The following is a 12,276-nucleotide window of genomic DNA, read 5'->3' as shown; positions in this document are numbered from 1 at the left end:
CCCCAGCCGTATAACCACGCGCTCAGCGCCGCAGATTCGCCCCGAAGCCCGCTGCCAGGGGCATCCGCAGGCCCAGTGGCGGCGGAGCCGCCAGCGCGTCGGCGACGGGGCGGGAGAAGCCGGAGTGGAAGAGGGAGCCGAGGAGGAAGTCCGCGGCCAGCGCCTGCACCTCGGAGCGGTGCTGATGCAGCCCGTGTCCGTCGGTGTGCACCTCGAAGCGGCACACATCGCGGTTGGCCTTCTTCGCCCGTTCCGCCAGCCGGTAGGACAGTTCGGGGTCGGTGCGCTCGTCGTTCGTGCCGTGGGCGATCAGCACGTGCCGTCCCACCAGCTGCTTCACCGGCTCCGGCTCGAGCACCTCGTCCGGCGCCGGGAGCCAGGGCGCCAGTGCCACCACCGAGGTGACGGCCTCGTGCCCGGCGGCGCGGAGGGCGGCGCGTCCGCCCATGCCGTGGCCCACCAGGCAGACCGGCACGTCGCCGTAGCGCCGCACCACCTCCTCCACGGCCCAGGTGGCATCGGACGCGGCATCGGCGGCCGCCCCGTTCCAGCCCCGGCACCGGTAGTGGACGACATGGGCGGCCAGCCCCTCCTCCCGGCCCGCCCGGACCAGCCGCCGGGCCAGCGGCAGCGTGGCGGCCACCGAGAGTCTGGACGGCCGTCTGGTCCCGCTGGGCTCCCCCTCGGGGAGCAGCAGCACCACACCATGTACGGTCGTTCGCGCGGCGGCCGCGCCCATCGGCCGCCCCAGCCGTGCGCCCCGCTCGGGCAACGCTTGCTGAGCCATGGCAGAAACGATCGCAGAAGGACTGGTGTACTCCACTACCCGTGCGGGTCACTGTTGCGTATCTATCCCTCACGTTCTACGCGCGTAGGGGCTACGCTGCCCAGATGACGAGCGAGCACACCCATGAGCCCACCCCCGAACAGATCCGCCGCGCCCCCAAGGTGCTGCTGCACGACCACCTCGACGGTGGGCTGCGCCCGGGCACCATCGTCGACCTCGCGAGGGAGACCGGGTACGACGCGCTTCCGGAGACCGAGCCCGACAAGCTGGGCATCTGGTTCCGCGAGGCGGCGGACTCCGGGTCGCTGGAGCGCTATCTGGAGACGTTCTCCCACACCGTCGGCGTGATGCAGACCCGCGACGCGCTCGTCAGGGTCGCCGCCGAATGCGCCGAGGACCTCGCCGAGGACGGCGTCGTCTACGCCGAGATCCGCTACGCCCCCGAGCAGCACCTGGAGGGCGGGCTGACCCTGGAGCAGGTCGTCGAGGCGGTCAACGAGGGTTTCCGCGAGGGTGAGCGCCGGGCCTGGGAGAACGGCCACCGCATCCGCGTCGGCGCGCTGCTGACCGCGATGCGCCACGCGGCCCGCGCCCTGGAGATCGCCGAACTCGCCAACCGCTACCGCGACCTGGGCGTGGTCGGCTTCGACATCGCGGGTGCCGAGGCCGGGTTCCCGCCCACCCGCCACCTGGACGCCTTCGAGTATCTGAAGCGGGAGAACAACCACTTCACGATCCACGCGGGCGAGGCGTTCGGACTGCCCTCCATCTGGCAGGCGCTCCAGTGGTGCGGCGCCGACCGGCTGGGCCACGGCGTCCGCATCATCGACGACATCGAGGTCGGGGACGACGGCTCCCTCACCCTCGGCCGCCTCGCCTCGTACGTCCGCGACAAGCGCGTCCCGCTGGAGCTGTGCCCGACCTCCAACCTCCAGACCGGCGCGGCCACCTCATACGCCGAGCACCCGATCGGGCTGCTCCGCCGGCTGCATTTCCGTGCCACCGTGAATACGGATAATCGTCTGATGAGCGGGACGAGCATGAGCGTGGAATTCCAGCATCTTGTATCAACGTTCCATTACACGCTCGACGACATGCAATGGTTCACGGTCAATGCGATGAAATCGGCCTTCATTCCTTTTGACGAACGTCTGGCGATGATCAATGACGTGATCAAGCCCGGATACGCCGAGTTGAAGTCCGAATGGCTGTTCCGCAATGTGGCCTCCGCGTCGGCTGTGACCAGGGATTCCGCGCCCAGGAGCACCTGAGCGGGCGCGCCCGGCACACGACCTGGGCGGGGGTGACGGGGGCCGTTTTCGGTGTTTGCGGGCAGCCGAAATCCATGGCTACGTTTCCGTATCGGTCAAGCCCCCGTCTCAAGGACAGATTTCTGATGAAGCAGGGAACCCTCAAGACTCTCGGTGTCATTGCCCTCGGTGCCGCCGCCGTCGTCGCCGGAGGCAGCGCCGCGTCCGCGGCGCCGGTGCCCGGTGGCTCCGCGGGCCGTGTCGCCGCCCCGGGGCAGCCAGCCGCGCCGGCCAAGCCCGCCGCCGCTCAGGCCAAGCCCGCCCAGGGCATGCTGGGGCAGCTCCCGCTGGGGAACCTGCCGACCGGCGGCCTCATCAAGCTGGGCTGAACCCCCTCTGGGCACACGGCCGGGCCGCACATCCCAAGGGGGTGTGCGGCCCGGCCATTTCCGTATGGGTCCGTATGCGGGGTCACGCCGTGGTCCGTATGCGGGGTCACGCCGCGCCGACGGCGCGCCGGATCACCACGCCTCGCGATAGGCGTCCTCCGCCGGAAGCAGGAACCACAGCGCTATGTAGAGCAGGAACTGCGGTCCCGGCAGCAGACACGAGACCACGAAGAGCACCCGCATCGTCGTCGGGGTGGTCCCGAAGCGCCGGGCGAGACCGGCGCAGACACCGGCGATCTTCTTGTCGTGGCGGGGGCGGACCAGCGGTGCGGCCATGATGGACACTCCTCGTTGTCGGGTGGGCTCGGGAAGAGCTGGTTCCCGATGTCCTCAACGCTATGTCCGCGAGCTGGAGGAGACGTCGCTCCACGGTGCGATCCCGACCCTGGGAATCGTCGGGGTCGGGGCCTGGGCGCCGTCGTTCCGGGGGAGGGGGGCCGCCCGGCCCCGGTCGGCCCGGCGGCGGAGCCGGGCCCGTACGGCGGGCACCACCAGCACATGCGCGAGGGCGACCCCGACCGTGTTCAGCAGCACCGCGTCCACGTTCATGATCTGCCCGGTCACCTCGCTGCGCAGCAGCGCGAACCCCATGGCCACCATTGCCCCGGTGAAGGCCGTACGGCTCAGCGAGGCCAGCGGATACGCCTCGACCCGGCCCCCGGCCAGCGGCAGCAGCACCCCGAGCGGCGCGAGCAGCAGCAGCCCGCCTCCGATGGAACGGGCGGCCGACCAGGGGCTGAGCGCCAGATCGGCGCGGATGGTGGCCAGTGGTTCGAGGGTCGCCGCGGACACCCAGGGGACGTTCACCGGTCGCAGGGTCAGCCAGCAGACGAACGCGAGGTGGGCCACGAGGAGCACGAAGCCCGCGACGCGGTAGCGGAAGGCGGCCCTGCGGCCGAAAGGACCCTGCACGAAAATCAGGACGCCGCACGCGGGGGTCGCGGTTCCGCACCCACCCCGCTGGTCAGCACCTTGTTACCGACAAGTCGCCGACCTGGGACGGGGCGGTACCGACAGGTAACGAATCAGGACACCAGGACCCCGGAATTGACCGCGATCATCGGATTGCGCCGCATCTCCTCGGTGCACTGGTACGACTTCAGCGGATCCCGCTGGCTGTCCGGGCCGCCGAGCACCACCTTGCCGTCGTCGCCGGCCACCGTGGTGTCCGCGAAGGTGCAGACGATCTGGGCGAGCGCCAGCGACTGAATCTCCTCCGGCGGCCGGTTCAGCCGCAGCGCGCTGTCCGGGTCGCCCTTGGCCGGGCCGGAGATCTCCACCCAGTCCTCGACCGCCGTGGAGAACCCGGCCGACACCTCGGCCCCCGTCGGCGGCAGCCGCAACTGCTCCAACAGCGCCCGGGCGACCCGCACCGGCTCCTGGGCCGTCTTCTCGTCGCCCTGCCGGGTGGTCCTGCTCACCGACAGGATCCGCGAGGAGCACAGCAGATAGATCCGTACGGAGACCCTGCCCATCCCCTCGGCCGCCCGCTCCGACTCCGGCGCCCGGCAGGACGCCCGCGAGGGCGCGGCCCCGGCGTCCACCGGCACCGAGGTGCCCCGTATCCCGCACCCGGCCGCCAGCAGCGTGACCGCGCCGGTCAGCAGGAGGACGGCCGACCGGGTCCAGCGCGCGCTCATGGCCTGCCCTCCTCGTCCCGGCCCTTGCCCTTGCCAGTGCCCTTGCCAGTGCCCTTGCCAGTGCCCTTGTCAGTGCCCTTGCCTTTGCCTTTGGACCCGCCGTCGTCGCGCTCGCTCCCGGCGGAGCCGTCGCGGTCGCGCTCGTCCCCGGCCTCGTCGGAGGCGATCCGGGAGGCGTCCATCGGCAGCCGCAGGGTAAAGACCGCCCCGCCCTCCGGCGAGTTCGCGGCGCTGATGTCGCCGCCGTGGATATGCGCGTTCTCCATCGCGATCGACAGCCCGAGCCCGCTGCCCTCCGAACGGGGGCGGGACGCGCTCGCCTTGTAGAAGCGGTCGAAGACATGCGGCAGCACATCCTCGGGGATCCCCGGACCGTGGTCCCGGACCTTGATCAGCAGCTCATCGCCGTCGGTGCGCACCGAGACCCGCACCGGCGAGCCGCCGTGCTTGAGCGCGTTCCCGATCAGATTCGCCAGGATCACATCCAGCCGCCGCGGATCCAGCCGGGCCACGATCCCGCGCGCCGCGTCCAGCTCCACCGCGTCCAGCCAGGCGCGGGCGTCGATGCACGCCGTCACCTGGTCGGCGACATCGACATCGTCGAGCACCAGCCGGGCGGTGCCCGCGTCGAAGCGGGTCACCTCCATCAGGTTCTCCACCAGGTCGTTCAGCCGCCGGGTCTCGCTCACCACCAGCTGCACCGCCGGAGCGATCATCGGGTCGAGCGAGTCGGCCTCCTCCTCCAGCACCTCCGTGACGGCCGTGATCGCGGTGAGCGGGGTCCGCAGCTCATGCGACATGTCCGCGACGAAGCGCCGACTGGACGCCTCCCGCGCGGACAGCTCCGCCACCCGCTTCTGGAGCCGCTCCGCGGCCCGGTTGAAGGTGTGGGAGAGATTGGCCAGCTCATCGGAGCCGGAGACCTGAAGCCGGGTGTCGAGATGCCCCTCGCCCAGCCGGTGCGCCGCCTCCCCGAGCCGCTGCACCGGCCGCAGCACCGTGGCCGCGGCGGCCTGCGCCAGCAGTGCGGCGCCGATCAGCGCGAGCCCGGTGGCGATCCCCAGCGACCAGGCCAGGGAGTTCAGATCCTGGCGCTCGGTGTCCAGGGACTTGAGCATGTAGCCGGTCGGCCCGCCGCCGTTCACCTTGGCCCCGCCGACCAGGTACGGGGTGCCGTCCAGCGTGATCCGCTGCCAGTAGAGGTGGTACGGGGAGGTGTTCCCCTTGCTCACCGGGCGCTTCTGGTCCACCGCGCGCCGCAGCGAGGTGGGCACCACATCGAGGGTGAACAGATCCTTGTCCGAGGCCGCCGGGCAGCTTCCGGCGTCCTTCGTCCGGGTGATCAGCAGCACCTCGTACTTCTGGGTGTTGTCCGCCATACGACCCGCCGCCTCCCGCAATTCGGAACAGGTGGGGACGGAGGGCAACGGGTCGGTGTCGTCCTTCAGGGCCTTGCGGAACTCGTCCAGCGCCGCGTCCTGGGTGCGGGTGAGCACCGCGTCCCGGTTCAGCCAGTACGCGATGGCGGACGCGGACACGGCGGCGGTCAGCGCCACCAGGCCGAAGACCAGCATCAGCCGCAGCCGGAGGCTGAACCACCGCAAGAGCCCCGCGGCCCAGCCCCGGGCCCGGCCGGGCTCGTCGCTCACTGCGCTCAATTCCGTACTTCTCCGCCCCCGTGCGCGACGCACACCGTATTACCAGTCGTCCGCGGTCCGGCGGCCGCACGTGCGTCGCTCACTGCGCTGATCCGTTCGCTTCTCCGCCCGTGCGGCGAAGGTGCGGGCATCGCAGTCGTCCGCGGTCCGGCGGCCGCACGTGCGTCGCTCACTGCGGAGCATCCAGCCGGTACCCGACGCCGCGCACCGTACGGATCAGTGTCGGCGACGACGGTACGTCCTCCACCTTCGCGCGCAGCCGCTGTACGCATGCGTCGACCAGCCGCGAGTCCCCGAGGTAGTCGTGCTCCCACACCAGCCGCAGCAGCTGCTGCCGGGACAGCGCCTGCCCCGGACGGCGGCTGAGCTCCAGCAGAAGCCGCAGCTCAGTGGGGGTGAGCTGGAGATCCTCGCCGTTCTTGGTGACCGTCATGGCCGCGCGGTCGATCAGCAGATTGCCGAAGGCCGCGGAGTCGTTGGCCTCCCGCTCCCCACGCCGCAGCACCGCGCGGATCCGGGCGTCCAGCACCCGCCCCTGGACGGGTTTGACCACATAGTCGTCGGCACCGGACTCCAGGCCGACCACGACGTCGATGTCATCGCTGCGCGCGGTCAACAGGATGATCGGCAACTGGTCGGTACGGCGGATCCGGCGGCACACCTCGAAGCCGTCGATCCCGGGCAGCATCACATCGAGCACGATCAGATCCGGCCGCTGCTCACGCAGTAGTTTCAGGCCGTCCTCGCCCGTCGCCGCGGTCGCCACACGGTGGCCCTGGCGAGACAGCGAGAGTTCGAGGGCCGTGCGGATGGCGTCGTCGTCCTCGATCAGCAACAGGAAAGGCACGTTGGTCATTCTGGCCTACAAGGGGCCTGTAGTTCGACCGTCAGGGGTTTATCGGTCCGATCGCCTGTGACGAGCCTGTGACAGTCGACAGACACCCCGATGAAACTGGCCCGGCAAAGTCTTCTGTGCACCGGGCGGAACGACACCGGCCGGGGCAGCCAGAAGCCAGACCGACCAGGCTCCATCGACGGGGGGCGCGAAATGAGCACACTGCACTTCTCCACCACCAGCGCAGTTCGCACGCGCCTCCACGACGCCGGGCGGGGCAATGAGAAGTCCGGTGCCGTGAGCGGGCGGGGGTGCGCTCGCGGCGCCGGGCGTCAGCGGCCTCCTTACATGGTGGCCATTGACGCGATCACGGGGGACAAGGAGGCCGGCACCGGCCTCGGGGGGGACAACGGGGGACCGGGGGGCCACGGGGGAGGCTCGTACGGGGAGGCAGAGGGGGAGCGGCGCACCACGTCGGAGGCGGAGTTCACCGCCTATGTCCAGGAGCGCCGCGCCTCCCTGTACGCAACCGCCTACCACCTGACCGGGGACCGCTTCGAGGCCGAGGACCTGCTACAGAGCGCGCTGTTCTCGACCTACCGGGCCTGGGACCGGATCAGTGACAAGGCGGCGGTCGGCGGCTATCTGCGCCGCACCATGACCAATCTGCACATCAGCGCCTGGCGTCGGCGCAAGCTCAACGAGTACCCGACGGAGGAGCTGCCGGAGACGGTGGGCGACCACGACGCGATGCGCGGCACCGAGCTGCGCACCGTGCTGTGGCAGGCCCTGGCCCGGCTCCCCGAGTTGCAGCGCACGATGCTGGTGCTGCGCTACTACGAGGGCCGGACGGATCCGGAGATCGCGGACATCCTGAACATCAGCGTCGGAACGGTCAAGAGCAGCATCTGGCGCTCGCTGCGCCGGCTGCGCGAGGACGAGATCCTCAGCTTCGGCCGTGACGAGGAGGAGTCCTTCGGCGAACTGGTCGCCTGACGGCGGCGGGGACGTTCGAAGGCGGGGGAAAATCGGGGGATACGGGGGAAAAGGGAGGGAGAAAACGGGGGAGCACGGGGGAAACAGGTGCGAGGCCGGACAGCCGAGGGGGGATGTCCGGCCTCGCACCTGTTCGGCCGCGCGGCCGCGTTTGGCCGCCGCTTGGCCACATGGCTATACGGACGCCTTCTCGCCGGGGGCGGGGATCCGCTCTCCCGCCGCCGCTATCCGGCCCAGCGCCACGTCCTTGCCGCACGCGTACGCGCCCAGCGCCGTCTGCCGGGCCACGATCCCGCGCTCCGCGCGCATCAGCCGCAAGCCGCGCCGCAGCAGGTAGAGCGCGGGCTTACGGCCCTCCCGCAGATCGCGCAGCAGTCTGCGCCGGAACGTGGTGGACGGGCGGCCGCGCAGACAGATCGCGTCCGCGAGCACCCCGAGGTCGGCACACCGCCCGACGATATCGGCGGCGAAGATCCCCTCGGCGATGAACAGCGGCGCCCGCCCGAGGTCCAGCGCCTCCTCGCCGACCCGGGCGCTGGTGGCGATGTCGTACAGCGGCACGGTGGTCCGTGACGTACGGCACAGCTCCTCGATGGCCGCGACCGCCGCGTCCGCGTCCCAGGACAGCGGCGAGTCCCAGTCGGCGCCCCCGCCGTCGGGGAGTTGGGGGAGCGTCGGGTCGCCGCCCTCCTTGTAGAAGTCGTCGAGGTTGAGGACGGGCAGCCCGGTGCGGGTCGCGAGGGAGGACTTGCCCGAACCCGAGGGGCCGGAGAGCAGGACGACACGGGCGGAAGGCGGTTGGCTGGTCACGGAACACCAGTGTGACGCATCCTTTCGCCCGCGTGACCGTTTCTAGGGACTGAGCGGGAGTGAGTCCTGGTGCCAGGACTCACGCTCAGCCGTGTGCCCCGAACGGTTGTGGGCACACTGGTCACCCGCTTTCGCTCCGCGTCCGGCGCCGACAGATCGTCTCTGTGGTCCGGGAATGCGGGGGCGGGTTTCCTCACGCCCCGGGATATCCGATGCGGCCTGGACGGTCCGATGCCCCACCACATCGCTCCGGTGCGGTGGGGGCGGTTGCGTCCGTCGCCGGATCGGGCACCCCAGGGCGCGCCGTCCGATTGCCACGGCGGCAGCGTCGTGGCGGGTGGTTTTACGGGTCCTTGTGGTCAGGGGCCGTTGCCAGTGCTGGGCGCCCCAGCGGCTGGTGTAGGCGGGATCGACGGCCACGATGGCGATGCCGAGTTCGGCGGCCATGGACACCAGCCTGCTGCGCAGCCTGCCCACAGGCATGCTGGAGACCAACTGGCGGAACCGCTTGCGCCGCCCGCGCTTCTCCCGGGTCTTCTCCGTCGTGAAGTCCAGGTCCTCGATCGCGATGGCCAGTCGATGGCGTTTGGCCCAGTGCAGGAGGCAGATGAGGGCATGTCGCACCTGCGCGTCCCGGTGCGGTGCGCTACCGCTGAGGTGGTAGTCGAACCTGCGGGGCTCGCCGACGGGGTTGCCGTGGGCGTCCAGGCGCCAGGCAGCCAGATGATCGGCGTTGGTATCCACACCGATCAGCCCGCCGGACCGGACCGCATCCAGAGGTATCGTCCTCACTGGCGGGATCTGCCAGGAGGCAGTCAGATACCAGCGGTCACGCCCCACGTCGAAGTGGATGCGGTACGCCACGGCACGGTTCGTCTGGACGCGGTCGGCCCACTGCTGGCCCCGGTGCCGGAAGCCGATCCGGCAGGCCAGCACGTACCGGCCATGGGGCGCGTTGGCCAGCCCGGCCAGGGGCGCCGGGAGCTTGATGCTCACCTCACCATCCGGGCTGACACGGATTGTCTCGTTTCCGTATCGCTTCCCCGATTCGCCGTCAGCCTGGAGGAACCACCGCTCAGCCTCCCACCGCATACGCCACTTTGCCTCGGTCAGCTGGGCGGTTTGGATGTTGTGCCGGTTGCGCAGCAGCTTCCTTCCACCGCGCACCACCCGCACGCGTCCGGCCTCACGGTCGGCCCGCTCCCGCTGGAGCCGGTCTTGGAGCAAGTGCAGGCGCCGGGACTTGGCGAACCACTCCTGGCGGGAGCGGTAACCACCCGGCGAGCCCTTGGAGCCCTTCACTCCGACCGGTAGCGACAGTCGGCGAGCGATCATGTCGATGTCTGCCTGGAGGTTCTGGATGTAGGCGAGTTGACCGCGTCGGGCCAGTGCCCACTGGTCGTGTGTGGCCTTGGTGATGCTCCCCGCCCAGCGTGATGACGACTGGCCGGTCAAAGCCCGCTTGCGCTGCGCCCACTGGTCCGTATCGTGATACAACCTGGTCGCACAGCGGGCCTTCAAGTCTCGGGAGGCCAGGGAGCCCAGCAAGCCACCGACCAGGCGAAGGACCCTCTGGTCCTGCCCGGTCAGGCACTTGAGGCTGTCGCGGATGGCCACCCCGGTCGGACCGGGCGCCACGAACGACGCCGCTATCTCGCGCAGCCTGTCCACCCCCTACGCGGCCCGAAGATCCCGTCTGTCACGGCGTCTAACGAATACGTCCCGCGGAGGTCACGTGTTCGACGCAGGAACTCCGGTTCTCCTCTCAGGCTCGTCGCATGTCGTCGACACTCAGTCGCCTACACCAGAAAGCCCCCAAGCACGGTCAGGCGGTAGCGGTTCCCAACCCCGGACGACATGCCAGCCGAGCGGGGCGATCCGCCGGGCGACGGCGGCCAGCGCGTCCTGGGGCGCGGCGTCGGCCAGCCGCCGGAGGAAGGTGAAGCGCACCCCGCGCACCCCCGCCGCGTCCAGCCGGCGCAGCTCGGCGTCGGTGACGTCCGGACGTACGGTCGCGATGCCACGCGCCCGGCCGCCGGACGCCTGAACGGCGTCGACCATGGCGCTGTTGTCCGCGCCGTGGCAGGTCGCCTGGACGATCACGTTGCGGGCGACCCCGAGGTGGTCGCGGAGGGCGAAGAGATCGTCCTTGCCGCCGTCGCAGGGGGTGTACTTCCGCTCGGGCGCGAAGGGGAACGCGGCCTGTGGGCCGAAGACATGGCAGTGGGTGTCGACGGTGCCCGGGGGCAGGGCGAAGGCGGGCCGGGACGGGGTGGGGTGCCAGTCCAGCCAGCCCGGGGTCTTGGCGGAGGGCGTGCTCATGAGGGCTCCTCTGGGCGGGTGGGCGGCGTTCCCGCGGTCGTCGGCGGGTGGCGTGCGGTCGTCGGCGGGTGGCATGCGGTCGTCGGCGGGTGGCATGCGGTCGTCGGCGGGTGGCGTGCTGTCGTCAGCGGCGGACGTGCCGGGCGTCATCAGCGGCCCTGTTTCGTCAGCAGGGCGTCCAGACGGGGGTAGACGGTGCGGGCGTTGCGTTCGAAGACGCCGGTCAGCTCCTCCGCGGGGAGCCCGGCGGCCTCGGCGTAGCGGCGGGTGTCGTCGAAGTGCCGACCGGTCCGGGGGTCGATGTCGCGGACGGCGCCGATCATCTCCGAGGCGAAGAGGATGTTCCGGGTCGGGATGACGTCGAAGAGCAGGTCGATACCAGGCTGGTGGTAGACGCAGGTGTCGAAGAAGACATTGCCCAGGACGTGCTCCTCCAGGGGCGGCCTGCCGAGCGCCATCGCCAGTCCGCGGAACCGGCCCCAGTGGTACGGAACGGCGCCGCCGCCATGCGGGATGATCAGCCGCAGGGTGGGGAAGTCGGCGAACAGATCGCCCTGCACGAGCTGCATGAACACCGTCGTATCGGCGTTCAGGTAGTGCGCCCCGGTGGTGTGGAAGGCGGGGTTCACGCTGGTGCTCACGTGCACCATCGCCGGAACGTCGTACTCCACCAGCTTTTCGTAGATCGGGTACCACGAGCGGTCGGTCAGCGGCGGGGCCGTCCAGTGGCCGCCCGAGGGGTCGGGGTTGAGGTTGACCGCGACGGCCCCGTACTCCTCCACGCAGCGGACGAGTTCGGGCACGCAGGTGACCGGATCGACGCCCGGCGACTGCGGGAGCATCGCGGCGGGGGCGAAGCGCTCCGGGTACAGCTCGCTGACGCGGAAACAGAGCTCGTTGCAGAGCGCCGCCCACTCGGAGGAGGTGTGGAGGTCACCGATGTGGTGGGCCATGAAGGAGGCCCGGGGCGAGAAGACCGTCAGGTCGATACCGCGCTCGTCCATCAGCCGGAGCTGATTGGGCTCGATGCTCCGGCGCAGCTCGTCGTCGCCGATGCGGAGGTCGGTGCGGGAGGGGGTGCGGGCGGGGTCGGTGAGTCCGTCGATCTGCTGGGTGCGCCATGCCTTCAGCGCCGGGGGCGCGGTGGTGTAGTGGCCATGGCAGTCGATGATCATTTGCTGTTCCTTCGTGGCGTGCGGTTCCTCGCAACCTAACTGTCGATGAAATTGTTGACAATATGTGCGACGAAAAAGGGTCCGCGATGTCCGGGGCGTGGATGTGGCGGGGGCGGGTGACGCCTGCGGCGGGCTGTTCCCCTCCCCGCCCCTTCCCGCAACTGGGGCTCCGCCCCAGCCCCCGGCCGCGTCGCAGGCGGCGCGGCGGCGCCCTGGCCGGCGAGTTGTTCGCGGCGACGGTCGGTTCCTCGCCCCCCGGGGGCTGGGGCGGAGTGCGATCGGGGGTTCTGGGCCTGGCCCCGGCTGGGCGGCCCGGATGTGGGTGGGGGGCCGCCCGGGGGGGGCGTTCGCCGT

The 12,276-nt window shown here is 70.7% G+C and carries 12 protein-coding genes and 1 pseudogene; 3 read left to right on the top strand and 10 right to left on the bottom strand.

Features of this window, described 5'->3' with window-relative positions:
• Positions 1–22 precede the first annotated feature (22 nt).
• A complete protein-coding gene (locus ABD329_RS08105; protein ID WP_198280624.1) occupies positions 23–787 on the bottom strand; it encodes an alpha/beta hydrolase in 765 nt (254 codons plus the stop codon).
• A gap of 104 nt (positions 788–891) precedes the next feature.
• Between ABD329_RS08105 and ABD329_RS08100 the strand changes: the two genes are divergently transcribed.
• Both ABD329_RS08100 and ABD329_RS08095 read left to right on the top strand, forming a co-directional pair.
• The gene (locus ABD329_RS08100) at positions 892–2,058 is read left to right on the top strand and encodes an adenosine deaminase (RefSeq protein ID WP_198280625.1); all 1,167 of its coding nucleotides are present in this window, start codon (positions 892–894) and stop codon (positions 2,056–2,058) included.
• A 125-nt stretch (positions 2,059–2,183) separates the two neighbouring features.
• Complete coding sequence (locus tag ABD329_RS08095; RefSeq protein ID WP_198280626.1) at positions 2,184–2,426, top strand: ATP-binding protein; 243 nt, start codon at positions 2,184–2,186, stop codon at positions 2,424–2,426.
• 132 nt (positions 2,427–2,558) lie between these two features.
• On the opposite strand, the gene ABD329_RS08090 is transcribed toward ABD329_RS08095, so the two are convergent.
• The 5 genes from ABD329_RS08090 to afsQ1 all read right to left on the bottom strand — a co-directional run bounded on the left by ABD329_RS08090 (position 2,559) and on the right by afsQ1 (position 6,631).
• Entirely contained in the window at positions 2,559–2,762 is a 204-nt protein-coding gene (locus ABD329_RS08090) for a PspC domain-containing protein (RefSeq protein WP_037953531.1), read from the bottom strand.
• A 60-nt stretch (positions 2,763–2,822) separates the two neighbouring features.
• Positions 2,823–3,398, bottom strand: coding sequence for a VanZ family protein (locus tag ABD329_RS08085; RefSeq protein ID WP_198280627.1), 576 nt, complete (start codon positions 3,396–3,398; stop codon positions 2,823–2,825).
• 113 nt (positions 3,399–3,511) lie between these two features.
• Positions 3,512–4,126: a hypothetical protein gene (locus tag ABD329_RS08080; protein ID WP_198280628.1), complete on the bottom strand. Its 615-nt coding sequence runs from the start codon at positions 4,124–4,126 to the stop codon at positions 3,512–3,514.
• Positions 4,123–5,700 (bottom strand): sensor histidine kinase, encoded by a 1,578-nt coding sequence (locus ABD329_RS08075; protein WP_246618962.1) that lies wholly within the window; start codon positions 5,698–5,700, stop codon positions 4,123–4,125. Before ABD329_RS08075 ends, ABD329_RS08080 begins: the two co-directional genes overlap by 4 nt.
• A gap of 253 nt (positions 5,701–5,953) precedes the next feature.
• Complete coding sequence (gene afsQ1, locus ABD329_RS08070) at positions 5,954–6,631, bottom strand: two-component system response regulator AfsQ1 (protein WP_173963281.1); 678 nt, start codon at positions 6,629–6,631, stop codon at positions 5,954–5,956.
• Between the two features lie 201 nt (positions 6,632–6,832).
• On the opposite strand from afsQ1, the gene ABD329_RS08065 reads away from it, so the two are divergent.
• Positions 6,833–7,615, top strand: coding sequence for a SigE family RNA polymerase sigma factor (locus tag ABD329_RS08065; RefSeq protein WP_344316136.1), 783 nt, complete (start codon positions 6,833–6,835; stop codon positions 7,613–7,615).
• A gap of 174 nt (positions 7,616–7,789) precedes the next feature.
• Here ABD329_RS08065 and ABD329_RS08060 read toward each other — a convergent pair whose 3' ends face one another.
• From ABD329_RS08060 to ABD329_RS08045, 4 genes and pseudogenes are all read right to left on the bottom strand, one after another.
• Positions 7,790–8,425, bottom strand: coding sequence for a nucleoside/nucleotide kinase family protein (locus ABD329_RS08060; RefSeq protein WP_198281990.1), 636 nt, complete (start codon positions 8,423–8,425; stop codon positions 7,790–7,792).
• A 42-nt stretch (positions 8,426–8,467) separates the two neighbouring features.
• Positions 8,468–10,096, bottom strand: coding sequence for a transposase (locus ABD329_RS08055; RefSeq protein WP_198281991.1), 1,629 nt, complete (start codon positions 10,094–10,096; stop codon positions 8,468–8,470).
• Between the two features lie 168 nt (positions 10,097–10,264).
• Positions 10,265–10,747, bottom strand: a pseudogene (locus tag ABD329_RS08050) (amidohydrolase family protein); the annotation flags it as partial.
• A 149-nt stretch (positions 10,748–10,896) separates the two neighbouring features.
• Positions 10,897–11,922, bottom strand: a complete 1,026-nt coding sequence (locus tag ABD329_RS08045; RefSeq protein ID WP_344316135.1) for an amidohydrolase family protein — start codon at positions 11,920–11,922, stop codon at positions 10,897–10,899.
• Between the last annotated feature and the right edge of the window lie 354 nt (positions 11,923–12,276).

The sequence above is a fragment of the Streptomyces javensis genome (assembly GCF_039525925.1).
GTDB lineage: Bacteria > Actinomycetota > Actinomycetes > Streptomycetales > Streptomycetaceae > Streptomyces > Streptomyces asiaticus.
This window is presented reverse-complemented; position numbering and strand designations above follow the sequence as displayed.

What these genes read in the sequence shown, in the direction of transcription:
- ABD329_RS08100 (WP_198280625.1), top strand. Translation starts at nt 892, where the DNA reads ATGACGAGCGAGCACACCCATGAGCCCACCCCCGAACAGATCCGCCGC.
- ABD329_RS08090 (WP_037953531.1), bottom strand. Translation starts at nt 2,762, where the DNA reads ATGGCCGCACCGCTGGTCCGCCCCCGCCACGACAAGAAGATCGCCGGT.
- ABD329_RS08075 (WP_246618962.1), bottom strand. Translation starts at nt 5,700, where the DNA reads ATGCTGGTCTTCGGCCTGGTGGCGCTGACCGCCGCCGTGTCCGCGTCC.
- ABD329_RS08080 (WP_198280628.1), bottom strand. Translation starts at nt 4,126, where the DNA reads ATGAGCGCGCGCTGGACCCGGTCGGCCGTCCTCCTGCTGACCGGCGCG.
- ABD329_RS08095 (WP_198280626.1), top strand. Translation starts at nt 2,184, where the DNA reads ATGAAGCAGGGAACCCTCAAGACTCTCGGTGTCATTGCCCTCGGTGCC.
- ABD329_RS08065 (WP_344316136.1), top strand. Translation starts at nt 6,833, where the DNA reads ATGAGCACACTGCACTTCTCCACCACCAGCGCAGTTCGCACGCGCCTC.
- ABD329_RS08105 (WP_198280624.1), bottom strand. Translation starts at nt 787, where the DNA reads ATGGCTCAGCAAGCGTTGCCCGAGCGGGGCGCACGGCTGGGGCGGCCG.
- ABD329_RS08045 (WP_344316135.1), bottom strand. Translation starts at nt 11,922, where the DNA reads ATGATCATCGACTGCCATGGCCACTACACCACCGCGCCCCCGGCGCTG.